Source organism: Streptomyces sp. SudanB25_2051, assembly GCF_964272635.1.
Classification (GTDB): domain Bacteria; phylum Actinomycetota; class Actinomycetes; order Streptomycetales; family Streptomycetaceae; genus Streptomyces.
This window is the reverse complement of the sequence record NZ_OZ186787.1, coordinates 3,757,006-3,780,122: the sequence shown is the minus strand read 5'-3', so window position 1 is coordinate 3,780,122 and position 23,117 is coordinate 3,757,006. Positions and strand designations below refer to the sequence as shown.

The window sequence follows — 23,117 nt, the reverse complement described above, 5'->3', positions numbered from 1 at the left end:
GCCCCACCGACATCGCACGCATCATCGACTAGGCTCCGTGCGTCGCGCGCGCCGGTCGTGCGCCGCGCGTCCGAGCGAGCACACACGGGGGTGGACGATGCCGCCGCTGCGCAGCCCCGGTCCCGTACCGGAAGCGGAGCATCCGGAGTACGCCGGCAGGTACCGGCTCGAGGACTGGCTTGGCTCGGGCGGCATGGGCGTCGTCCGGCTCGCCACCTCCGACTCCGGGCTGCGCCTCGCCGTGAAGGTCATCCATGCCGAGCATGCGGCGGACCCCGAGTTCAGGGCGCGTTTCCGGCAGGAGGTCGACGCTGCGCGGCGGGTCAGCGGGGCGTTCACCGCGCCGGTCGTGGACGCCGACCCGGACGCCGCGCGGCCGTGGATGGCGACGCTGTTCATCGACGGGCCGACGCTGTCGGACCGGGTCAAGCGGAACGGGCCGCTGGACGCGGCGGAGCTGCGCAGGCTGGGCGCCGGGCTGGCGGAGGCGCTGCGCGACATCCACCGGGCGGGGGTCGTCCACCGGGATCTGAAGCCCAGCAACGTGCTGCTCGCCTCCGACGGGCCCAAGGTCATCGACTTCGGGATCTCGCGGCCGAGCGACAGCGATGTGCGGACCGAGACGGGGAAGCTGATCGGCACGCCGCCGTTCATGGCCCCCGAGCAGTTCCAGCGGCCCAGGGACGTGGGGCCGGCGGCGGATGTGTTCGCGATGGGCGCGGTGCTGGTGCACGCGGCGACCGGGCGGGGGCCGTTCGACTCCAACAGCCCGTACATCGTGGCGTACCAGGTGGTGCACAACGAGCCGGATCTCGCCGGGGTGCCGGAGGAGCTGGCGCCGCTGCTGCTGCGGTGCCTGGCCAAGGACCCGGCGGAGCGGCCGCTGCCGGAGGAGGTCATGGCGGCCCTGCGGGTGCCGGGTGGGGAGGTGGATTCCGCAGCGGCGGACGGCTGCGGGGCACCGGGCGGGCGTGTGCCGCGCCAGCGGGGGCGTGCGGGTGCGCGGGATGCGGCCGGGGCTGACGGGGGGTCGAGGGCTGGGGCTGTCCGGGGCGAAGGGGCTGCTGCGGGTGGGGCGGCTCGGGGCGGTGCGTTGCCGGGTGCGCGGGGGTGGTCCGAGGCCGGGGCGGTTGGGTCCGGTGCCGGTGGGTCCGGTGCGGGTGGGTCCGGTGTAGGTGGGTCCGGTGCGGGTGGCTCCGGTGCGGGTGGGTCCGGTGCCGGTGAGCCCGGTGCGGGTGGGGTGTCGCGTGCGGGTGGGGTGGCGGCCGGTGGGCGCGGGGCCCGGCGGGTGGGGTTGCCCCGGCTGGTCTGGGTGGCCGCCGGGGTCGCGCTGGCCGGGGCTCTCGTGGGTGGGCTGATCGCCGTGCGGGGCGTGGGCGAGGCGGGCGGCGGCGTACGGGACGCCGGGTCGGCCGCCGCCGCGCGGAGTTTCCGGGCCTGGGCGGTGCCGCTCGGTACGGGCGGTGACGCGGGACGGCCGCCGGTGTGCGCCGCCTCGGACGGCGCGCTGTACTGCGCGGCGCCCGGCGTGAAGGCCGCGCGGCTGGACGCGGCGGACGGGACGGTCGCCTGGTCGGTGCCGGCCGGCGGATCGGCGGCGCCGGGTGAGGGCGACGCCGTCGTGGCGGCCGGGGGGCTGGTGCGGGTGATGAGCGCCCGGTCGGCCGCTGCCGGTGGCGGCGCCCGGCTGGAGGCGCTGGACCCGGCGACGGGCGCGGTGCGCTGGGGCGCCGACCTCGGTGCGTACGCGCAGGTCGTGCACGGGCCGGACGTCGTACTGGCCGTGCACGGGGACGGGCGGGTGCGGGCGCTGGACGCCGCGACGGGCGCCGAGCGGTGGACGGGCCGACCCGCGGGGCGCGGCGCCCAGTGGGTGGCCGGGGCTGTTGCGGGCGGGGCCGTGGGGAGCGGGGCGGCGGGGGGCGGGCCGCTGTTCGCCGCCGCTGTCGCTGAGGACGGGGCGTCGACGCTGGTCAGCGCCGTGGACCCGGTGGGTGGCGGGGTGCTGTGGCGCAAGCGGGTGCCGGGTTCGCTGACGCCGGTTCAGGCGACGGAGGACGCGCTCGTGCTGCTGTCCGCGGACAAGGAGCTGTACGCGGACGCGGTCGTACGACTGGGCCTGCGCGACCGGGACGTGCGGCGGGTCCCGCTGTCGGGCGCCGCCGACCAGGCGCAGGCCGTGGTGGACGGGGACACCGCGTACGTCGTCGGGTCCGGCGGGGCGCTGGCCGCGGTGGACCTGGGCGCCGGGCCCGGGCGGGGGCGGGAGCTGTGGCGGCTGGAGACCGGGGCGGCGCGGGTGTCCCGGCCCGCGGTGGCCCAGGGGCGGGTGTTCCTGATGGCCGGGGACGGGCGGCTGCTGGGGGTCGACGCGGGGCGGGGGGTGCTCGTGGGGCAGAGCGGGCCGCGCATGGCCGGGGGGCTTGTGCCGTTACTGGCGGCGCCGGTGGTGGCGGGGGGCAAGGTGTATGGCGGGGCGCCGGACGGGGTGGTGTTCGGGGTGGACCCCGCGGGGTGGTGACCCCGCGCCTTCCGCGGCGCGGTGCGGGGGTGCTCGTCGGGGGGCGCGGCGCGGTGCGGCGCCACGCGGCGCTCGTGCGGGGCCTGCGGTGCGGTGCGGCGCGGTGCTCGTACGGGGCCCAGCCGGGGCCGGTGCGCACCTGTGCGGCAGGTCCAGGGACCGGCGCCCCGCAGCTCCGCTGTGCCCGCCGTCCCCGAGGACGCGCCCGACCAAGGGAACCCCCACCAGCCGCCCACAGCGGTGACGGCCCCCGTCCGAGCGGCCCCCGGGCCGCCAGGCCCGGCCCGGCCGCCCGGAGTGGACGGACGGGCCCGGGGCCGAGGGCCGGGGCTTCCGGGCCCGGTTACGGCAGCTTCGTCACGTCGCGGACCGCGCCCTTGTCCGCGCTGGTCGCCATCGCCGCGTACGCGCGCAGGGCCGCGGACACCTTGCGGGTGCGGGACTTCGGGGCGTACGTGCCGGCCAGGGCCTCGCGGCGGGCCGCCAGGGTCGGCTCGTCCACCAGCAGTTCGATCGAGCGGTTCGGGATGTCGATGCGGATGCGGTCGCCGTCCTCCACCAGGGCGATCGTGCCGCCCGACGCCGCCTCCGGGGACGCGTGGCCGATGGACAGGCCGGACGTGCCGCCCGAGAAGCGGCCGTCGGTGATCAGCGCGCAGGTCTTGCCCAGGCCCCGGCCCTTCAGGAACGACGTCGGGTACAGCATCTCCTGCATGCCCGGACCGCCCTTGGGGCCCTCGTAGCGGATGACGACCACGTCGCCGTCCTTCACCCGCTTGTCGAGGATCTTCTCGACGGCCTCCTCCTGCGACTCGCAGACGACCGCCGGGCCCTCGAACGTCCAGATCGACTCGTCCACGCCGGCCGTCTTCACGACACAGCCGTCGACCGCCAGGTTCCCCCGCAGGACCGCGAGGCCGCCGTCCTTGGAGTAGGCGTGCTCCACCGAGCGGATGCAGCCGTTCTCCGTGTCCAGGTCCAGCGCGTCCCACCGCTCCGACTGGGAGAACGCCTCGGCCGAGCGGACGCAGCCGGGCGCCGCGTGCCACATCTCGACGGCCTCGGGCGACGGGGAGCCGCCGCGCACGTCCCAGGTCTTCAGCCAGTCGGAGAGGGACGGGCTGTGCACGGCGTGCACGTCCTCGTTGAGCAGCCCGGCCCGGTGCAGCTCGCCCAGCAGGGCGGGGATGCCGCCCGCGCGGTGCACGTCCTCCATGTAGTACGTGCGGTCCTTCGCGACGTTCGGCGCGACCTTCGCCAGGCACGGCACCCGGCGCGACACCGCGTCGATCTCCTCCAGGCCGAACGGCACCTCCGCCTCCTGCGCCGCGGCCAGCAGGTGCAGGATCGTGTTGGTGGAGCCGCCCATGGCGATGTCCAGGGCCATGGCGTTCTCGAACGCGGCGAACGTGGCGATGCTGCGCGGCAGCACCGACTCGTCGTCCTGCTCGTAGTACCGCTTCGTCGCCTCGACCACCGTGCGGGCGGCGTTCTCGTACAGGGCGCGGCGGGCGGTGTGGGTGGCGAGGACGGAGCCGTTGCCGGGCAGCGACAGGCCGATGGCCTCCGTCAGGCAGTTCATCGAGTTGGCGGTGAACATGCCGGAGCAGGAGCCGCAGGTCGGGCAGGCGTTCTCCTCGATGCGGCGGATGTCCTCGTCGGAGATCTTGTCGTTGACCGCGTCGGAGATCGCGTCGACCAGGTCGAGCGTGCGGACCGTGCCGTCGACGAGGGTGGCGCGGCCGGACTCCATGGGGCCGCCCGAGACGAAGACCGTCGGGATGTTGAGCCGCAGGGCGGCCATCAGCATGCCGGGGGTGATCTTGTCGCAGTTGGAGATGCAGATCAGGGCGTCGGCGCAGTGCGCCTCGACCATGTACTCGACGGAGTCGGCGATCAGGTCGCGCGAGGGCAGCGAGTAGAGCATGCCGCCGTGGCCCATGGCGATGCCGTCGTCCACGGCGATCGTGTTGAACTCGCGGGGGATCGCGCCCGCCTCGCGGATGGCGTCGCTGACGATCCGGCCGACCGGCTGGAGGTGGGTGTGGCCGGGGACGAACTCGGTGAAGGAGTTCGCGACGGCGATGATCGGCTTGCGGCCGATGTCCTCGCCCGGTACCCCGGACGCGCGCATAAGGGCGCGGGCGCCCGCCATGTTGCGGCCGTGGGTGACTGTGCGGGACCTCAGCTGGGGCATCGTCGCTCGCTCCTCATCAGAGAGACTGGCTCCTTCGAGCGTACGCCGCCCCTCCAGGAAGTGGACAACTTGTCCGGATAGCGGGACGTACGGGTCGCCTGCCGGTCACCGCCCCACGCCCGCGGCCGGGCCTCCACCGGGGCCGCTGGGCCTCCACCGGGCCTCCACCGGGACCGCCGGGACGCCCCCAGGGCCACCGGGCCGCCGCTCACGCCTCCGTCAGGTACCGCTGCAGCGTCGGCGCGACCATCTCAACGATCGCGTCCGGTTCCGCCGACGCGAGCGGCTCGACCCGGATCACGTACCGCAGGATCGCGATGCCGATCATGTGCGACGCGGCCAGCTCGGCGCGGAACCGCGGGTCGGGTACGTCCAACTCCCGCGCGACCCGCTCCAGCAGCCGCCGCAGGACGAAGCCGCGCAGCACCTTCGCCGCCGCCTCGTGGGTGAGCGCCGAGCGGATGACCGCCAGCAGCGGGGCGCGCGTCGCCGGGTCCTCCCACACGGCGAGGAAGTACCTGGCCAGCCGCTCCCCCACGCCCCGCGGGCCGGGGCCGATCACGGCCGGGACGATCAGCGCGGGCTCGAAGGACACCTCGACGGCGGCGGCGAACACCTCGTCCTTCGTGCCGAAGTAGTGGTGGACGAGGGCGGCGTCGACCCCGGCGGCCTTGGCGATGCCGCGCACCGAGGTCTTGTCGTAGCCGCGCTCGGCGAACTCGGAGCGGGCCGCCTCCAGGATGCGCTCACGGGCTCCCGGCCCGTCGGCGCGCTCGGACGCGGGCGGCCTGCCCCTGCCCCGGCGCGGACCCGGCGCGGAACGTCCGGCCGCCGCTTCCCCGTCGCCGGCCGGTGGCGGTCCGTCCGCCGCCGGTCCCGCGCCGGTCACGGGACGCGGGCCGACGAGGCCAGGTGCTGCCGGGTGAAGGCCAGCGCCTCGGCGAGGTCGGCCTCCCGCTCGGCGGCGGACATGGCCCGCCGCGTGTTGACCTCGATGACGACGTGCCCGTCGAAGCCGGTACGGGTCAGGTGCTCCAGCAGTTCGGCGCAGGGCTGCGTGCCCCGGCCCGGTACGAGGTGCTCGTCCTTCGCGGAGCCGCGCCCGTCCGCGAGGTGGACGTGGCCCAGCCGGTCGCCCATGCGGGAGACCATCGCCATCGCGTCGGTGCGGGCGGTCGCCGTGTGGGAGAGGTCCACCGTGTAGTGGCGGTAGTCGTCCTTGGTGACGTCCCACTCCGGGGCGTACGCCAGCATCTCCCGGTCGCGGTAGCGCCACGGGTACATGTTCTCCACGGCGAAGCGCACGTCCGTCTCGTTCGCCATCCGCCAGATGCCGGAGACGAAGTCGCGCGCGTACTGCCGCTGCCAGCGGAACGGGGGGTGGACGACCACCGTCGAGGCACCGAGCTTCTCCGCCGCCGCCCGGGCGCGCTGGAGCTTGACCCACGGGTCGGTCGACCAGACGCGCTGGGTGATCAGCAGGCAGGGGGCGTGCACGGCCAGCACGGGCACCTGGTGGTAGTCGGAGAGGCGGCGCAGGGCCTCCAGGTCCTGGCTGACCGGGTCCGTCCACACCATGACCTCGACCCCGTCGTAGCCGAGGCGCGCGGCGACCTCGAAGGCCGTCGCCGTCGACTCCGGGTAGACCGAGGCCGTCGAGAGGGCGACCTTCGCGCGGGGCGCGCGCGCCGCCGCCCGGTCCGCTTGCTCTGCCACGTCTGCCACGAGGGAAAGGGTACGGGCCCGGCCGGTCACGCGGGGAGGTGGTCCAGGCGCCGCAGGATGACGCCCTCGCGCAGCGCCCAGGGGCAGATCTCCACCGCCTCGACGCCGAACAGGTCCATCGCCGCCTCCGCCACCAGGGCCCCGGCCAGCAGCTGAGCGGCCCGGGCCGCCGATACGCCGGGCAGTCCGCAGCGCTGCTCGACGGTCATGGCGGCCAGCTTCGGCACCCACGTCTCCAGTGACGAACGACTCAGCAGGCGCTGGACGTACTGGCCCTCGGCGGAGCCGGGCGCCCCGGCGATCCGGGCCAGCTGCTTGAAGGTCTTGGAGGTGGCGACGACGTGGTCGGGGCGGCCGAAGCGGGCGAACTCGCCGACCGTCCGCGCTATCTCCGCCCGCACATGGCGGCGCAGCGCCTTCACGTCGGCCGGGGCCGGCGGGTCGCCCGGCAGCCATCCGGCGGTCAGCCGGCCGGCGCCCAGCGGCAGGGACACGGCCGCGTCGGGCTCCTCGTCGATGCCGTACGCGATCTCCAGCGAGCCGCCGCCGATGTCGAGCAGCAGCAGCTTCCCGGCCGACCAGCCGAACCAGCGGCGGGCCGCGAGGAAGGTGAGCCGCGCCTCGTCCTCGCCGGTGAGGACCTGGAGGTCGACCCCCGTCTCGGCCCTCACGCGGGCGAGGACGGCGTCGGCGTTGGCGGCGTCGCGGACGGCGGAGGTCGCGAACGGCAGGACGGCCTCGCAGCCCTTCTCCTCGGCGGTGTGGACGGCGTCCCCGACGATGGTGACCAGCCGGTCGACGCCGGCGGCGCCGATCGAACCGTCCGGGTCGAGCAGTTCGGCGAGGCGCAGCTCCACCTTGTGCGAGTGGGCCGGGAGCGGGCGGGCGCCCGGGTGGGCGTCCATGACCAGCAGGTGCACCGTGTTCGAACCGACGTCGAGGACTCCGAGTCTCATGCCAGCACGCTACTGCTCCGGTGCGCCGGGCTGCGCCTACGCTGGGAGGGTGCCAAAGACGAAGAAGGCCAAGCCGGGCAAAACGGGACCCGGCACGAAGCGCGACGATCTGACGGCCGGGGCCGCCGCCCCCGAGGCGGTGCCCGCGGCGGTGCCCGCGGTCCCCGAGGACGACGAGAAGGGCCTGGACTTCCCGCGCGCCTGGGTGGAGTTCCCCGACCCGGCCGACGAGGAGCAGGTCTTCCGCTGCGACCTGACCTGGCTGACGTCCCGCTGGACGTGTGTCTTCGGCAGCGGCTGCCAGGGCATCCAGGCGGGCCGCGCCTCCGACGGCTGCTGCACGCTGGGCGCGCACTTCTCCGACGAGGACGACGAGAAGCGGGTCGCGGGGTACGTGGACCGGCTGACGCCGGAGCTGTGGGAGTTCCACGGCGAGGGGACGCGGTCGGGCTGGGTGCAGCTCGACGAGGACGGCGAGCGGCAGACGCGCCGCTGGCAGGGCTCCTGCATCTTCCAGAACCGGCCCGGTTTCGCCGGCGGCGCCGGGTGCGCCCTGCACATCCTGGCCCTGCGGGAGGGCCGCGAGCCACTGGAGACGAAGCCGGACGTGTGCTGGCAGCTGCCGGTGCGGCGGACGTACGACTGGATCGAGCGGCCCGACGACACGAAGGTCCTCCAGGTGTCGATCGGCGAGTACGACCGCCGGGGCTGGGGTCCCGGCGGGCACGACCTGCACTGGTGGTGCACGTCCGCGACCTCGGCGCACGGCGCGGGCGAGCCCGTGTACGTCACCTACCGGCCGGAGCTGACCGAGCTGATGGGCAAGGCGGCGTACGACGTGCTGGTCGAGCTGTGCGAGGCGCGGCTGGCGTCGTCGCTGCCGCTGGTGGCCCCGCACCCGGCCGACCCGGTGCGGCACCCGGCGGGCCCGGCGGCCGGCTAGCGCGGCGCAGCGGCGGGCGGCCAGGTGCGCCCCGGCGGCTGACGGATCCCGGCGGCCCGTGGGCGGGCGCGTCGGATGGTCGGCCGGGGCCGGGGCACCGCCGCCCGCGAGCCGGGTCACTGCGGCTGCGGGTCCGACGCGGGGGGTTCCGAGGCGGGCGGTTCCGACGCCGGGGGCGGGGTGTCCGTCGGCGTCGGCGGTGCGGAGGGCGGCGGCGGCTCCGTCGCCGGGGGCGGTTCGCTCGTGGCGGGCGGTCCGGTGGGCGCCGGGCCCGGGTCGGTGACCGGCGGGCCGCTGGGCGGCGCCGTGGGCCGGCTGGGCGGCCTCGGGCGGTCCGGGGCGCCGGGGCGCTCCCCCGTGCCGTACCCGGTGAGCGAGACGACCGCGCCGGAGGGGCTGACGTGGATGCGGGCGCTCCAGGGGCCGAGCGGTTCGCGGGCGCGGTCGACGGAGACGTACACCGTGACGGAGCGGCCCGGCTCCAGCGTGCCGGACGTGCGGGTCGCGTACAGCCAGGGGGCGTCGGTCCACAGGGACCAGTCGACCGGCCCCTCGCCGCTCGCGGTGAGCGTGAGCATCGTGGCGTCGCCGTACGGCCGGGCGGCCACCGTGACGCGGCCGGGGCCGGTGCGGCCGGAGAGCGCGGGCGAGGGGGCCGAGCCGCCGCCGATCACCTCGACGGAGACGTCCGGCGCCTGCCGGGGCGTACGGAACCGGGGGTCGGCGTGGGCGCTGCCCGCGTTCGCGTAGTGGCCGCTCGCGGACCTGCCGGCCGCCTCGTCGGTGGCGCTGAACGCCGGGTCGCCGCGCCCGTCGCCGAGCTCCGCGTCGCCCCGGTACGCCGCCCACAGCGCGAGTACGGGCGCCGCGACGACGGTGGCGACGACGGTGGTGGTCACCGCGCGGGCGCGCATCCGGTCGCGGCGCGCGGCCTGGTCCTTGGGGTCGAGGGGGAACCCGTCCCGCCCGAAACGCGGTCCCGCGCCGCGCGTGCGGGGGGCGTGGAGCATCGCGGCGCGCACCGCCTGGCGGGGCGCCGGCACCAGCGGGAGGGTGGCGGGGGTGACCGTGGAGCCGGGCCAGGGCCCGGCGGCCTCGGCGCGTTCGGCGCTGCGGCGGCACTGCGGGCAGTCGTCCACATGGCGCACCAGTTCCCGGCGCAGCGCCGCGGAGAGCAGCACCCGGTGGTCGCCGGTCAGCCGGGCCACGGCGGGGCACGTGCCGGTCTCGACGACGGCCAGGGCGGCGCGGGTGCGCTCCACCTCGCACGCGGCGGCGGACAGCAGCTCCCGGGCGGCCTGCGGGGCCATGCCGAGCACGGCGCCGACCTCGGCGGCGCCCATCTGGTGCCGTACCGCCAGCTCCAGGGCCTCGCGCTGCTCCGGGGTGGTGCCCGCGGCCTCCGGCCAGGCCAGGCGGGCCAGCTCGGCGCGGCGCCGCTCGGACTCCTCCGGGGGGAGGGGGGCGTGCGGAAGCACCTGGGGGCCGGCGGACTCGGACGGGCGGGGCGCGGGCGGCGCGGAAAGGGGCGCGGGCGCGGGCCAAGGGGCGTGCGGGGCGTCCGGCGGCGCGGGGCTCCGGGAGGGCGCGCCGCTGTGCCGGGCGCGCCGCCGCCGGGCCAGCTCGCGCAGGCAGGCCCAGCGGGCGAGCGCGTACAGCCACGCCTTGCGCAGCGACGGGTCGGCCGGACAGCGCCCGTGCTGGCGCTCCGCGACGGCCAGGGCCTCACCGAGGACGGCGGTCGCCGCGTCGTGGTCGCACAGCACGGACAGGCAGTAGGTGAACAGGCCGTCCAGGTAGGGCTCGTACCGGGCGGGGGGACGCTGCGCGACCGAGCGGTGCCCGCTCCGGGGCCCGCTCCGGGGCGCGCGGCGCCGCGTCCGGTGTGCGCCGGTGGTGTTCGTGGGGTGCTCCAGCCTGCTGCTCGTCACCCGGACGACCGTAGGCCGACCGAGGCACACCCCCCGTACTCCCCGCGCGCTTTTAAGCCTTATGGGTGAACGTATCCCTCAAAAGAGGACAGCGGGATTTGCCAATGTCCTGTGTCGGTCCTACAGGGGCGGCCCGCGGGAGGGCGCCCGGGTGCGCAGGGCCCGCTGTCAGTGGCGGCCGCTACGGTGGGCCGCATGGCTGCCCGTACGAAATCCTCCAAGGACCGGCCGTCCTACCGCTGCACCGAGTGCGGCTGGACGACCGCCAAGTGGCTCGGCCGCTGCCCCGAGTGCCAGGCGTGGGGGACGGTGGAGGAGTACGGCGGCGCGCCCGCCGTCCGGACCACGGCCGCGGGGCCGGTGTCGACGGCGGCCGTGCCGATCGGGCAGGTCGACGGGCGGCAGGCCACGGCCCGCTCGACGGGCGTGGACGAGCTGGACCGGGTGCTGGGCGGGGGGCTCGTGCCCGGCGCGGTGGTGCTGCTCGCGGGCGAGCCCGGCGTCGGCAAGTCGACGCTGCTGCTGGACGTGGCGGCGAAGGCGGCGAGCTCCGAGCACCCGACGCTGTATGTGACGGGTGAGGAGTCGGCGAGCCAGGTGCGGCTGCGGGCCGACCGGATCGGGGCGCTCCACGACCATCTGTACCTGGCGGCGGAGACGGACCTGTCGGCGGTGCTGGGCCACCTGGACGCGGTGAAGCCGTCCCTGCTGATCCTCGACTCGGTGCAGACCGTGGCGTCCCCGGAGATCGACGGGGCGCCGGGCGGCATGGCGCAGGTGAGGGAGGTGGCCGGTGCGCTGATCCGGGCGTCCAAGGAGCGGGGCATGGCCACGCTGCTGGTCGGCCACGTCACGAAGGACGGCGCCATCGCGGGGCCCCGCCTGCTGGAGCACCTGGTGGACGTGGTGCTGCACTTCGAGGGCGACCGGCACGCGCGCCTGCGGCTGGTGCGGGGCGTGAAGAACCGGTACGGGGCGACCGACGAGGTGGGCTGCTTCGAGCTGCACGACGAGGGCATCGTGGGCCTGGCCGACCCCAGCGGCCTGTTCCTGACCCGCCGCGCCGAGCCCGTGCCGGGCACCTGCCTGACGGTGACGCTGGAGGGGCGGCGGCCGCTGGTCGCGGAGGTCCAGGCGCTGACGGTCGACTCGCAGATCCCCTCTCCGCGGCGCACGACCTCCGGTCTGGAGACGTCCCGGGTGTCGATGATGCTGGCGGTGCTGGAGCAGCGCGGGCGGATCAGCGCGCTGGGCAAGCGGGACATCTACAGCGCGACGGTCGGCGGCGTACGGCTGTCCGAGCCGGCGGCGGACCTGGCGATCGCGCTGGCGCTGGCGTCCGCGGCGTCCGACACACCGCTGCCGAAGAACCTGGTGGCCATCGGCGAGGTCGGGCTCGCCGGGGAGGTGCGGCGCGTGACGGGCGTGCAGCGGCGCCTGGCCGAGGCGCACCGGCTGGGCTTCACCCACGCGCTGGTCCCGACGGACCCGGGGAAGGTGCCCGCCGGGATGCGGGTCATCGAGGTCGCCGACGTGGGCGACGCCCTGCGGGTCCTCCCCCGCACGCGCCGCGGCCAGGGCGCCTCCGCGGGGGCGGGCAAGGCGGCCGCGGCGGAGGGCTAGGGGCCGGCGCCGGGCGGGCTAAGGGCCGGTCCGGGGCAGGGGGGATTCCTCGGCCGAGCCACTGCCGCGGTGCGGGTCGCTAGACTTTGGGCTGGTCTCGCCCACCCGTACGAGCCGGAGGAGTGCAGTGGCAGCCAACGACCGGGCAACACCCGGAAAGTCGGGCGGAGGCTCCGGCAACGAAGCGCTGATGCGCGCGTCCCTCAGCGCGGTCGCCCCCGGCACGGCGCTCCGGGACGGTCTGGAGCGCATCCTCCGCGGCAACACGGGCGGTCTGATCGTCCTCGGCATGGACAAGACGGTCGAGTCCATGTGCACCGGCGGTTTCGTGCTGAACGTCGAGTTCACCGCGACCCGTCTGCGCGAGCTGTGCAAGCTCGACGGCGCGCTCATCCTCGACAAGGACATCACCAAGATCCTCCGTGCCGGCGTCCAGCTGGTCCCGGACGCGTCCATCCCGACCGAGGAGACCGGCACCCGGCACCGCACGGCGGACCGGGTCTCCAAGCAGTGCGGCTTCCCGGTGATCTCCGTGTCGCAGTCGATGCGGCTGATCGCCCTGTACGTGGACGGCGAGCGCCGCGTCCTGGAGGAATCCGCCGCGATCCTGTCGCGCGCGAACCAGGCCCTGGCCACGCTGGAGCGGTACAAGCTGCGCCTGGACGAGGTGGCGGGCACGCTCTCCGCGCTGGAGATCGAGGACCTGGTCACCGTCCGGGACGTCACCGCCGTCGCGCAGCGCCTGGAGATGGTCCGCCGGATCGCCACGGAGATCGCGGAGTACGTGGTCGAGCTCGGCACCGACGGCCGCCTCCTGGCGCTCCAGCTGGACGAGCTGATCGCGGGCGTGGAGCCCGAGCGCGAGCTGGTCGTACGGGACTACGTGCCCGAGCCGACCGCGAAGCGGTCCCGTACGGTCGCGGAGGCGCTGACCGAGCTGGACGCGCTGTCCCACGCGGAGCTGCTGGAGCTGCCGACGGTGGCCCGCGCGCTCGGCTACAGCGGTTCGCCCGAGACCCTCGACTCGGCCGTGTCGCCGCGCGGCTACCGCCTGCTGGCGAAGGTCCCGCGCCTGCCCGGCGCGATCATCGAGCGGCTCGTGGAGCACTTCGGCGGGCTGCAGAAGCTGCTCGCCGCGAGCGTGGACGACCTGCAGACCGTGGACGGCGTCGGCGAGGCCCGCGCCCGCAGCGTCCGCGAGGGCCTGTCGCGGCTGGCCGAGTCGTCGATCCTCGAACGGTACGTCTGAGCCCTCCAGGCCCTCGGGCACCCACACCCGGGATCCCGACGGCTCGCCCGGACTGACGCTCCGGCAGGTCCGGGCGTCCCGATAGGACCGGGCGGCCCGGCAGGTCCGGACGACCCGATAGGACCGGACGACCCGGCAGGTCCGGGCGTCCCGATGGGACCGGGCGGCCCGGAAGGAACCGACGGGCTCCGACGGACACCCGAGGACCTCGCCGACCCGGGACCCCAGGTCGGGCCCGCGGACCCGCCCGCAGGGGCGGCGGACCGCCCCAACGGGCGACGGACCCCAACGGCCCCGAAGGCCCCCGGACCGGGCCGCTCAGTCCTTCGCCAGCGTGATGGACGACCGCAGCACGCCCTTGACGCCCGGCACGGTGGCCTCCGCCAGATAGGTGCCGGGGCCCGCCGTCTTCACCGGCGGCGTGGCGCAGCGGGGCGCGCTGTGGCGGCGGTCCCACTCGATCACGTACGTGGCGGTGCCCCCGCCCGGCACGGCGACGTACACGCTGCCGGGGCCCTTGGGGCAGTCCTTGGACGACCAGATCTCGTCGCCCGCCTCGTCACTGATCGTCAGGACGGCCGTCGCGGGGCCCAGGTCGGTCTTGCAGCCGGCGCCGGAGCTGTTCCGCGCGGTCAGCCGGAACCGCGGCTTCTCCCCCGGCGCGTACGAGACCTGGGTGCTGCTCAGCGTCAGCTGCAGGGCGCCCGGCGCGCAGTTCGGCAGCGGCGAGTCGGCCGGGACCCGCTGGGCCGAGCCCGTACCGGAGCCGCCCGCGCCGCCCGCGCCGCCCGTGCCCGCGCCGCCGGAACCGGAGCCCGCGCCGCCGCCCGTGCCGGAGCCCGCGGAGCCGCCGACGGCACCCGTGCCGGAACCGCCCGTGCCCGGCCCCGTACCGGAACCGCTCGAACCGGAACCGCCCGTGGCGCCGGGGCTCTCGGAGGCGCCGGCCTCGTCGCGGCCACCGGGCTGCGCGCTGATGGCGGAACCGGAGGGCGAGGGGCCCGGCGTGATGGACGGGGCGGGCGAGCCGGCGTTGGCGCCGTCGGCACCCGGCCGGGAGCCGCCGTCACGCGAGCTGACGAACCATACGATCAGCACGGCGAGCAGCGCGATCACGGCCGCGACGACCGCCCTCCGCCGCCAGTAGATGGAGGAGGGAAGCGGCCCGACCGGATTGCGCAGAGATCCCACGGCGAAAACTGTACGAGAGATCGGCGCCAACTCCCGCCCCACCCGCCGCTGGTACGCCAGATTTTGCCGATGATCACATCTCCGTGGCCGGTTTGCGAGCACCCGCCGCGCGCGTCTTCGGTGGATGGCGCCGAACGGGTGGTTCCGGGGGCCGGGTACCGTCCGTCCTCATGAGTGAGGACCTCTATCGCACCGTCACCGACTTCGCCCGGGACACACCGGCCTGGGTGCACGTCACCGCCGAGATCGGCACCGACGCCGGACTGCTGATATTCGGCGTGCTGTTCGTCGTCGCCTGGTGGCGGGTGCGCCCCGCCGACGGGCGGGCGGTGGCCGTCGCCGCGCTCGCGCCGGTCGCCACCGCCTTCGGCTACGTCGTCAGCGAGACGCTGAAGTCGCTGGTGGACGAGGAGAGGCCGTGCCGGGCCGTGGTGGGCGCCGTCGCCTCGATCGCCGAGTGCCCGCCGTACGGGGACTGGTCGTTCCCGAGCAACCACTCGGCCATCGCCGGCGCGTCCGCGATGGCGCTGGCGCTGGCGTGGCGGCGCATCGCGTGGCTGACGATGCCGCTGGCCGTGGTGATGGCGTTCTCGCGGGTGTTCGTGGGCGTCCACTACCCGCACGACGTCGCCGCGGGCCTGATCGTGGGCGCGCTGGCGGTCGTCCTGTTCGTCCGGCTGCTGACCGGCCCGGCCCAGCGGCTGGTGGAGACGATGCGGACGAGCCGCTCGGGCGCCGCGCGGTGGCTGGCCGGGCCCGGGCCCGACGTGGACCTGGCGACGGCGGTGCCCCGGCAGCGCACCCGCGGCCGGCGTGCCGCCCCGCGCCGCGAGTCGGGCCGCCGCCGGGTGTCCTGACCACCGCGGCCGGCCCTCCGGGGCGCCACCAGGCCTCCGGGGCGCCGCCCGTCTCCGGGAGGAGGCGCCGCCCGGTCCCCGGGAGGGGCCGCGGCGGGGGCTTCCCGGGGGGCGCGGCGGGCGGGAGCGCGGAAAACCGGACCGGCCGTGTCAGGATCGGAGGGTCATGACTGCGACCGAGACTCCTGAAGCGGCCCCGCTCCCCCCGGCCCCGGCCTCCCCCGCCCCCGCCGCCCCGTCCCCCGCGTCCGCCCCCGCCGCGCCGGTCGTGCCGGGCGCGGCGGAGCGGCTCCACACGCCCGTCCTCGCCTGGTTCGAGCAGCACGCGCGCGATCTGCCCTGGCGGCGCCCCGAGGCGGGCGCCTGGGGTGTGATGGTCAGCGAGTTCATGCTCCAGCAGACGCCCGTGAACCGGGTCCTGCCGGTGTACGAGCAGTGGATGGCCCGCTGGCCGCGCCCCGCCGCGCTGGCGGCCGAGGCGCCCGGCGAGGCGGTCCGCGCCTGGGGCCGCCTCGGCTACCCGCGCCGCGCGCTGCGGCTGCACGGCGCGGCCGTCGCCATAACGGAACGGCACGGCGGCGACGTGCCCCACGACCACGCCCAGCTGCTGGCGCTGCCCGGCATCGGGGAGTACACGGCGGCGGCGGTGGCGTCGTTCGCGTACGGCAGGCGGCATCCGGTGCTGGACACCAACGTGCGCCGCGTCTTCGCCCGCGCGGTGACCGGCGTCCAGTACCCGCCGAACGCCACGACCGCCGCCGAGCGCCGCCTCGCCCGCGCCCTCCTGCCCGACGACGAGGCGACGGCGGCCCGCTGGGCGGCGGCCTCCATGGAGCTGGGCGCCCTGGTGTGCACGGCGCGCGGCGAGGACTGCGGGCGCTGCCCCATCGCGCGGGCGTGCGCCTGGCGCCTGGCCGGGAAGCCCGCCCACGACGGCCCGCCCCGGCGCGGCCAGACGTACGCGGGCACCGACCGGCAGGTGCGGGGCAAGCTGCTCGCCGTACTGCGCGAGGCGACCGGCCCGGTGCCGCAGTCCGCGCTGGACGCCGTGTGGCACGACGCGGTGCAGCGCGCGCGGGCCCTGGACGGCCTGGTCGCGGACGGCCTGGTGGAGCCGCTGGACGGCGGCCGCTACCGGCTCCCGTCGGCCTGACCGGCCCCGGCCCCCCGGACCGCACCCTCGCCGCTGCGAGCCCGGCCCCCACCGGGCCCGCCCCGCGCCACCGGCGAGGCACCGGGCCGGGACCGCGCCACGGCCCCCGCCCGCCGCGCGATGGGGCCCGCCCCGCGCCACGGCGCGCCCGCACCGCGTGCCTCACCGCACCGCTCCCGCCCCGGTGTCCCCTCCCGCGCCAACCGTCTCGCTCCGCGTCCCCGCCCTCACGCACCGCTGTGACAACGCCGCTGTTACACAACCGATGGACAGCCGTGCGCCCGCCGAAGGGTGGACCGCACAGTGCCGTGACAAGCGCTCCGTAACTTCTCGTGATGTCAGCGCGGGACACCGGCCGAAGGGGCCGGGGAGCGCTGCGGGGACCACGGCTTGTCACGGGGAAACGGAGGCGGTTCGGATGGCGCACGGCGAGGTGCTCGGATTCGAGGAGTACGTACGCACGCGGCAGGACGCCCTCCTGCGCAGCGCCCGGCGGCTGGTACCGGACCCGGTCGACGCGCAGGACCTCCTCCAGACCGCGCTGGCCCGCACCTTCGGCCGCTGGGACGGCATAGCCGACAAGTCCCTCGCCGACGCCTACCTGCGCCGCGTCATGATCAACACCCGGACCGAGTGGTGGCGCGCCCGCAAGCTGGAGGAGGTGCCCACCGAGCAGCTGCCCGACGCGTCCGTGGACGACGCCACCGAGCAGCACGCGGACCGGGCGCTGCTGATGGACGTGCTGAAGGTGCTCGCGCCGAAGCAGCGCAGCGTCGTCGTGCTGCGCCACTGGGAGCAGATGAGCACCGAGGAGACCGCCGCCGCGCTCGGCATGTCGACCGGTACGGTGAAGAGCACACTGCACCGCGCGCTCGCCCGGCTCCGCCAGGAGCTGGAGAGCCGGGACCTCGACGCCCGCGCCCTGGAGCGGACCGACCGTGCCGCCGAGGGCGCCGGACACGCCGTCGAGGGCGCCCGGCGCGGCGGCGGGGCCCGGCGTCCGCGGCACGGCGCGCGGGTGGTGGAGCAGCGGCGTCACGGACAGGAGCAGGAGCGGTGCGCGGCCTGAGCGGCAGCAGCCTGAGCGGCACACACGGGAACGGCGGCGCACGCCCGCCGGAGCCCGGCGGCGGCAGAGCGGCGGGGAGAGCGGCGGTGGCCGGGCTCGCCGCCGCAGGCGTGCTCGGCCTGCTCACGGCCGCCTGCTCCACCGGGGGCACCGGCACACGCGACGAGGGCGCAGCCCCGGCGGAGCAGGCGGCCCCGTCCGGCCGGCCCAGCGCGTCCGCGTCGGCCGCTTCGCCGTTCCGGCGGGTCGACGTGATCGCGCTGCTGAAGGCCGACCCCAAGGTCGGCGAGCAGGTGAAGCGGGACCTCAAGCCGTGCGCGGCCGACGCCTACCCGGTGGACACCTCGTACGGGAACCTCACCGGCACGGGCGTCGCCGACGTCGTCGTCAACGTCATGACGTGCGGCGACGCGGTGGGCGTCGGCACCTATGTGTACCGGCTGCGGGACAAGTCGTATGAGAACGTGTTCGCGCTGGAGGAGCCGGCGGTCTACTCGGAGATCGACCGGGGCGATCTGGTCGTGACCAAGCAGGTGTACGCGAAGGGCGACCCGATCGCCTATCCGTCCGGCGAGGACGTGATCACCTACCGCTGGTCGTCGGACCGGTTCACCGAGCACTACGTGGTGCACAACGAGTACAGCAAGGCGGTCGAGGGCGGGGACATCACCGGTCCCGCGCCGACCGGGCCGAGTGAGAACTGAAGCAGAGGCGACGGGCGCGGGAGGGCGCGGTATGGCGGAGACGCACGTCCTGTTCGTGGAGGACGACGACGTCATCCGGGAGGCCACGCAGCTGGCCCTGGAGCGGGACGGCTTCACGGTCACGGCGATGCCGGACGGGCTGTCCGGGCTTGACGCGTTCCGGGCGCGCCAGCCGGACATCGCCCTGCTGGACGTGATGCTGCCCGGCATGGACGGGGTGAGCCTGTGCCGCCGCATCCGGGACGAGTCGACCGTGCCGGTGATCATGCTGTCGGCGCGGGCTGACTCGATCGACGTCGTGCTGGGCCTGGAGGCGGGCGCCGACGACTACGTCACCAAGCCGTTCGACGGGGCCGTGCTGATGGCGCGGATCAGGGCCGTGCTGCGCCGCTTCGAGAACGCGGGCGGCGCCGCGGGCGCGGACGCGGACGGGCGGGGCGGGCGCGCCGAGCACGGGCTGCTCGCCTTCGGGGACCTGGAGGTCGACACGGAGGGCATGGAGGTGCGCCGGGGCGGGGAGCCGGTCGCGCTCACGCCGACGGAGATGCGGCTGCTGCTGGAGTTCTCGTCCGCGCCGGGCACCGTGCTGTCGCGGGACAAGCTGCTGGAGCGGGTCTGGGACTACGGCTGGGGCGGTGACACGCGGGTGGTGGACGTCCATGTGCAGCGGCTGCGCGCCAAGATCGGCCAGGACCGGATCGAGACCGTCCGCGGCTTCGGATACAAGCTCAAGGCCTGACGACGGATGAAGCAGCCTGCACTGCGGACGGGCGTGCGGTGGAAGATCTCCGTCGCGATCGCCGGCGTGGGCGCCCTGATCGCGATGGCGCTGAGCCTCGTCGTCCACAACGCCGCCCGGGTGTCGATGCTCGACAACGCCCGCGAGGTGCAGATGGAGCGGCTCGTCTTCGCACAGCGCGTGTACGAGGCGTCCAAGCCGAAGGAGCCCCGCTTCGGCACCAAGCTCAACGACCCGAACCTGCCGCGCGAGCTGGACCGGCTGATGGCGCGCAAGCACCGGGGCACGTATGTGGAGGAGCACGCGGACGGCGCGCCGGACGTGTGGGCGGCGGTGCCGCTGGGCAACGGCGACGTGCTGTCGCTGCACACGCCGTTCGCGGACCGCAGCGCGACGGTGATGCGGCGGCTGGACGAGGCGCTGATCGTCGGCTCGGTGTCGGTGGTGTTCGCCGGGTCGGCTCTCGGGGTGCTGATCGGCGGGCAGCTGTCGCGGCGGCTGCGGAAGGCCGCGGCGGCCGCCGGGAAGGTCGCGCAGGGCAACACGGACGTGCGGGTGCGGGACGCGATCGGCGGTGTCGTACGCGATGAGACGGACGAGCTGGCGCGGGCGGTGGACGCCCTGACGGACGCCCTGCACGAGCGGATCGAGGCGGAGCGGCGGGTCACGGCGGACATCGCGCACGAGCTGCGCACCCCCGTCACGGGCCTGCTGACGGCGGCCGAGCTGCTGCCGCCGGGCCGCCCGACGGAGCTGGTGCGGGACCGGGCGCGGGCGATGCGCACGCTGGTGGAGGACGTGCTGGAGGTGGCCCGGCTGGACAGCGCGTCGGAGCGGGCCGAGCTCCAGGAGATCGCGCTCGGCGAGTTCGTCAGCCGCCGGGTGGCGTTGCTGAACCCGGACGCGGTGGTGCGGGTGGTGCACGAGTCGTGGGTGAGCACGGACCCGCGCCGGCTGGAGCGCATTCTCGGCAATCTGCTGACCAACGCCGCCAAGTACGGCAGGCCGCCGGTCGAGGTGACCGTGGAGGGCCGGGTCCTGCGGGTACGGGACCACGGGCCCGGGTTCCCCGAGGCGCTGCTGCGCGAGGGGCCGAGCCGGTTCCGTACGGGCGCCAGCGACCGGGGCCGGGCGGGCGCCGGGCACGGGCTGGGCCTGACCATCGCGGCGGGCCAGGCGCGGGTGCTGGGCGCCCGGCTCACCTTCCGCAACGCCGCGGTGCCGGAGGGGCCCGGCCCGCAGACGCCCGATGGCACCGGCCCTGGGGCGGGCGGTGCCATCGCTGTGCTGTGGCTGCCGGAGCACGCTCCGACGAACACGGGGAGCTTCCCGATGATCCCGTTCCCGGACGAGGACTGAGCCTCACGGGAACGGGCGGGGGCGTCCGCGCGGCCGGGGGTGTCCTTAGAGGACGACGCCCTCGGCGCGCAGGAACTTCGCCGGGTTGACGGCCGAGCCGTAGTTCGGCGTCGTGCGGATCTCGAAGTGCAGGTGCGGGCCGGAGGAGTTGCCGGTGTTGCCGGACCGGGCGATGTTCTGGCCGGTCTTCACCTTCGAGCCGATCTTCACGTTGATCTTCGAGAGGTGCGCGTACTGGGAGTACGTGCCGTTGGAGTGCTTGATGACGATGGCGTTGCCGTAGGCCGGGCCGTCGCCGCCGCCGTTGGGGCCGGCCTTGACGACGATGCCGCTGTGGGTGGCCTTCACGGGGGTGCCGACCGGGACGGCGAAGTCCTGGCCCGAGTGCTTGCTCGCCCACATGGCGCCGCCCTGGTTGTAGCTGGCGGTCAGCGTGTAGCCGTTGACGGGCTTGACCCAGCCGAGGGCCTTCTTCTTCGCCTTCTTGGCGGCGACGGCCTTCTGGGTGGCGGCCTTGACCGCGGCGGCCTTGACGGCCTTCGCCTTGGCGGCCTGCTGGGCGGCGTGCGCCTGGGCCTGGGCCTGGGCGGCGACGGCGCCGGCGGTGTCCATGGCGAGCGGAGCCTTGGCCTCGGCCGCGACGGCCGACGCACCTGCTCCGAACACCGTGGCGACTCCCATGCCGGCGGCAGCGAGGGCGACGACGGCGTTACGGGTGGGGTGCTTGGCGCGCTGCGACATACGAGGTGAACCTCCGGGTGGGGGGATGGGACCGAGCCGTCGGCACGAGCGGCGTACCGGGCTTCGGTCATCCTTGGTACCGGCTTCTCCCGGCATGTCCCAAACGCCGTTTCTACGACATACAGTCGTAGTGCCCCGTGTGTGACGCGAACACTTGACGCCCGGCGCGATCCCCTCACCACCCTTGAGATATCACCCCAAAGAGGACATTCTCCCCGCATCTCCAAGGCTGACGGGCCCCGTCACCCCGCAACGCGCCCCCCGCCCGGCCGGCGGCCCCGCCCGAGCGCTTGATCACCTCCGGGAAGCGCACCCGCGGAAAAGATGCAACGGGGCAACAGCGCACTATTCCGCCTAGTACATCCGGATTGCCCTGTGCGCATCGTCACCAGGAAGGGCCCCGCCTCCTTCCTGAGCGGCCCTCGCTCCGGGACCCTTTCGCCATGAGACCCGTGACGCGCACCACGCAGACACGCAAGCCGGCACGTACGTCCCTGACCGCCCGCGCCACCGCGCTCGGCCTCGCCGCGCTCCTCGCCTGGACCGTCCAGGGCGCGACCGGCGCACCCGCCGGCGCCGGCCCGTCCGACACCGGCCTCAAGGGCGCCATCGACGAGATCCTCACCGATCCGCGCCTCGACGGCGCCGCGGCGGGGGTCGTCGTCGCCGACGCCGACACCGGCGCGACCCTCTACCAGCGGGACAGCGGCGACCGTCTGATGCCCGCCTCCAACACCAAGATCCCCACGTCGGTGGCCGCCATGGCCCTCCTCGGCCCCGACCACCGCTTCCGCACGGAGGTGCTGGCCACCGGCCGCCAGTACGCCGGCGCCCTCCACGGCGACCTCTACCTGCGCGGCACCGGCGACCCCACCACCCTGGCCGCCGACTACGACCGGCTCGCCGCGCGCGTCGCCGCCGCCGGGATCCGCCGGGTCACCGGCCGCCTCGTCGCCGACGACACCCGCTTCGACGCCAACCGGCTGGGCCGCTCCTGGGCGGCGGACGACGAGTCCTCGTACTACTCCGCGCAGATCTCCGCACTCACCCTCGCCCCCGACACCGACTACGACGCCGGCACCGTCATCGTCGAGGCGGCCCCCACCGCCGGCGGGCAGCGCCCCGCCGTCACCCTCACCCCCCGCACCGACTACGTCCGCGTGGACAACCGGGCGACCACCGTGGGCAGCGGCCGCCCCGACACCCTCACCATCGAGCGCGCCCACGGCACCAACACGCTGGTGATCCGCGGCGAGATCCCGGTGGGCGCCTCCCCCACCAAGGAGTGGATCACCGTCGACGAGCCGACCGGGTACGCGACCGCCGTCTTCGCGGACGCGCTGGCCGCCCACGGCGTCCGCGTGGAGGGCCCGACCCGGCTCGGCCTGGCCGCGCCCTCGTCGGCGAGGCCCGTCGCGGTGCACCAGTCGATGCCGCTCAGGCAGCTGATGCACCCGTTCATGAAGCTCTCGAACAACATGCACGCCGAGGCCCTCACCAAGGCCGTCGGCCACGAGGTGTCCGGCAGCGGCACCTGGAGCGCGGGGCTCGCCGCCATCGACGACTACCTCGCGAAGGAGGGCGTCGACACGTCGGTGGTCCGGCAGGCCGACGGCTCGGGCCTGTCCCGGATGAACCTCTTCCCGGCCCGGCAGCTCGCCGATCTGCTCCTCGCCGTGCGGGACGCCCCCTGGTACGCCGACTGGTACGCCTCCCTGCCGGTCGCCTGCGACCCGGACCGGGCCGTCGGCGGCACGCTGCGGCGCCGGATGTGCGACACCCCGGCCGCGCTGAACGCCCGCGGCAAGACCGGCACCCTGACCGGAGCGTCGGCGCTCTCCGGCTACGTCACGGACGCGGCCGGCCGCCGGCTCGTCTACAGCGTGGTCCTCAACAACCACCTGGCGTCCTCCGTGAAGGACATCGAGGACGCGATCGTGGTCACCCTCGCCTCGTCCGACACGGCGGCGGGCGACATCGCCCAGGCGTCCCCCCGCCCCGAACGGCGCACCGCGCCCCCGGCCCCGTCCCTGGAGTGCACCTGGCTCAAGCCGCGGACCGGCTGCTGACGCCCCTCCCGGCCGCCGGGCCTCCCGCCTCCCGCGAGGCGTGAAAAGGGCCCGCCCCGGACCGTGGTGCACGGTCCGGGGCGGGCCCCT

Annotated in this window: 18 protein-coding genes; 11 read left to right on the top strand and 7 right to left on the bottom strand. The window is 75.6% G+C overall.

Annotated elements, in window-relative coordinates; all coding sequences use genetic code 11:
- The first annotated feature begins 97 nt into the window (after positions 1-97).
- Positions 98-2,521: a protein kinase domain-containing protein gene (locus tag ACSUPT_RS16990; protein ID WP_436944825.1), complete on the top strand. Its 2,424-nt coding sequence runs from the start codon at positions 98-100 to the stop codon at positions 2,519-2,521.
- Between the two features lie 343 nt (positions 2,522-2,864).
- Here the strand turns inward: ACSUPT_RS16990 and ilvD are convergent, their stop codons facing one another.
- From ilvD to ACSUPT_RS16970, 4 genes are all read right to left on the bottom strand, one after another.
- Positions 2,865-4,718 (bottom strand): dihydroxy-acid dehydratase, encoded by a 1,854-nt coding sequence (gene ilvD, locus ACSUPT_RS16985; protein ID WP_399219615.1) that lies wholly within the window; start codon positions 4,716-4,718, stop codon positions 2,865-2,867.
- 208 nt (positions 4,719-4,926) lie between these two features.
- Positions 4,927-5,607: a TetR/AcrR family transcriptional regulator gene (locus tag ACSUPT_RS16980; protein ID WP_403498257.1), complete on the bottom strand. Its 681-nt coding sequence runs from the start codon at positions 5,605-5,607 to the stop codon at positions 4,927-4,929.
- Positions 5,604-6,434, bottom strand: coding sequence for a sugar phosphate isomerase/epimerase family protein (locus ACSUPT_RS16975; protein ID WP_351964085.1), 831 nt, complete (start codon positions 6,432-6,434; stop codon positions 5,604-5,606). Before ACSUPT_RS16975 ends, ACSUPT_RS16980 begins: the two co-directional genes overlap by 4 nt.
- Positions 6,435-6,469: 35 nt before the next feature.
- The gene (locus ACSUPT_RS16970; RefSeq protein ID WP_436944823.1) at positions 6,470-7,399 is read right to left on the bottom strand and encodes a Ppx/GppA phosphatase family protein; all 930 of its coding nucleotides are present in this window, start codon (positions 7,397-7,399) and stop codon (positions 6,470-6,472) included.
- A 49-nt stretch (positions 7,400-7,448) separates the two neighbouring features.
- On the opposite strand from ACSUPT_RS16970, the gene ACSUPT_RS16965 reads away from it, so the two are divergent.
- Positions 7,449-8,342 (top strand): hypothetical protein, encoded by an 894-nt coding sequence (locus ACSUPT_RS16965; RefSeq protein WP_361656283.1) that lies wholly within the window; start codon positions 7,449-7,451, stop codon positions 8,340-8,342.
- Between the two features lie 116 nt (positions 8,343-8,458).
- Here the strand turns inward: ACSUPT_RS16965 and ACSUPT_RS16960 are convergent, their stop codons facing one another.
- Complete coding sequence (locus ACSUPT_RS16960) at positions 8,459-10,273, bottom strand: BACON domain-containing protein (RefSeq protein ID WP_436944822.1); 1,815 nt, start codon at positions 10,271-10,273, stop codon at positions 8,459-8,461.
- Positions 10,274-10,468: 195 nt separating this feature from the next.
- Here ACSUPT_RS16960 and radA point away from each other — a divergent pair, with 195 nt between their 5' ends.
- Positions 10,469-11,896 carry a DNA repair protein RadA gene (gene radA, locus ACSUPT_RS16955; protein WP_351964050.1) on the top strand — a complete coding sequence of 476 codons (1,428 nt, stop codon included), beginning with the start codon at positions 10,469-10,471 and terminating at the stop codon, positions 11,894-11,896.
- Between the two features lie 127 nt (positions 11,897-12,023).
- Positions 12,024-13,145, top strand: a complete 1,122-nt coding sequence (gene disA, locus ACSUPT_RS16950; RefSeq protein WP_351964049.1) for a DNA integrity scanning diadenylate cyclase DisA — start codon at positions 12,024-12,026, stop codon at positions 13,143-13,145.
- A gap of 318 nt (positions 13,146-13,463) precedes the next feature.
- On the opposite strand, the gene ACSUPT_RS16945 is transcribed toward disA, so the two are convergent.
- Complete coding sequence (locus ACSUPT_RS16945) at positions 13,464-14,336, bottom strand: hypothetical protein (protein ID WP_436944819.1); 873 nt, start codon at positions 14,334-14,336, stop codon at positions 13,464-13,466.
- 170 nt (positions 14,337-14,506) lie between these two features.
- Here ACSUPT_RS16945 and ACSUPT_RS16940 point away from each other — a divergent pair, with 170 nt between their 5' ends.
- The 6 genes from ACSUPT_RS16940 (at position 14,507) to cseC (ending at position 20,217) form a co-directional block, all read left to right on the top strand.
- The gene (locus ACSUPT_RS16940) at positions 14,507-15,193 is read left to right on the top strand and encodes a phosphatase PAP2 family protein (protein ID WP_351964047.1); all 687 of its coding nucleotides are present in this window, start codon (positions 14,507-14,509) and stop codon (positions 15,191-15,193) included.
- A 166-nt stretch (positions 15,194-15,359) separates the two neighbouring features.
- Complete coding sequence (locus ACSUPT_RS16935; RefSeq protein WP_351964046.1) at positions 15,360-16,346, top strand: A/G-specific adenine glycosylase; 987 nt, start codon at positions 15,360-15,362, stop codon at positions 16,344-16,346.
- A 418-nt stretch (positions 16,347-16,764) separates the two neighbouring features.
- Positions 16,765-17,415, top strand: a complete 651-nt coding sequence (locus ACSUPT_RS16930) for a SigE family RNA polymerase sigma factor (protein WP_351964045.1) — start codon at positions 16,765-16,767, stop codon at positions 17,413-17,415.
- Positions 17,403-18,119, top strand: a complete 717-nt coding sequence (locus tag ACSUPT_RS16925; RefSeq protein ID WP_399219611.1) for a hypothetical protein — start codon at positions 17,403-17,405, stop codon at positions 18,117-18,119. The genes ACSUPT_RS16930 and ACSUPT_RS16925 overlap by 13 nt, the downstream gene beginning before the upstream one ends.
- A 31-nt stretch (positions 18,120-18,150) precedes the next feature.
- Positions 18,151-18,858, top strand: a complete 708-nt coding sequence (gene cseB, locus ACSUPT_RS16920) for a two-component system response regulator CseB (RefSeq protein WP_361656266.1) — start codon at positions 18,151-18,153, stop codon at positions 18,856-18,858.
- Between the two features lie 6 nt (positions 18,859-18,864).
- On the top strand, positions 18,865-20,217 hold the full coding sequence (cseC, locus tag ACSUPT_RS16915) for a two-component system sensor histidine kinase CseC (protein WP_351964042.1): 1,353 nt from the start codon (positions 18,865-18,867) through the stop codon (positions 20,215-20,217).
- A 45-nt stretch (positions 20,218-20,262) separates the two neighbouring features.
- Here cseC and ACSUPT_RS16910 read toward each other — a convergent pair whose 3' ends face one another.
- The gene (locus ACSUPT_RS16910) at positions 20,263-20,958 is read right to left on the bottom strand and encodes a M23 family metallopeptidase (protein WP_351964041.1); all 696 of its coding nucleotides are present in this window, start codon (positions 20,956-20,958) and stop codon (positions 20,263-20,265) included.
- 443 nt (positions 20,959-21,401) lie between these two features.
- On the opposite strand from ACSUPT_RS16910, the gene dacB reads away from it, so the two are divergent.
- Positions 21,402-23,027, top strand: a complete 1,626-nt coding sequence (gene dacB, locus ACSUPT_RS16905; protein ID WP_351964040.1) for a D-alanyl-D-alanine carboxypeptidase/D-alanyl-D-alanine endopeptidase — start codon at positions 21,402-21,404, stop codon at positions 23,025-23,027.
- Positions 23,028-23,117: the final 90 nt, after the last annotated feature.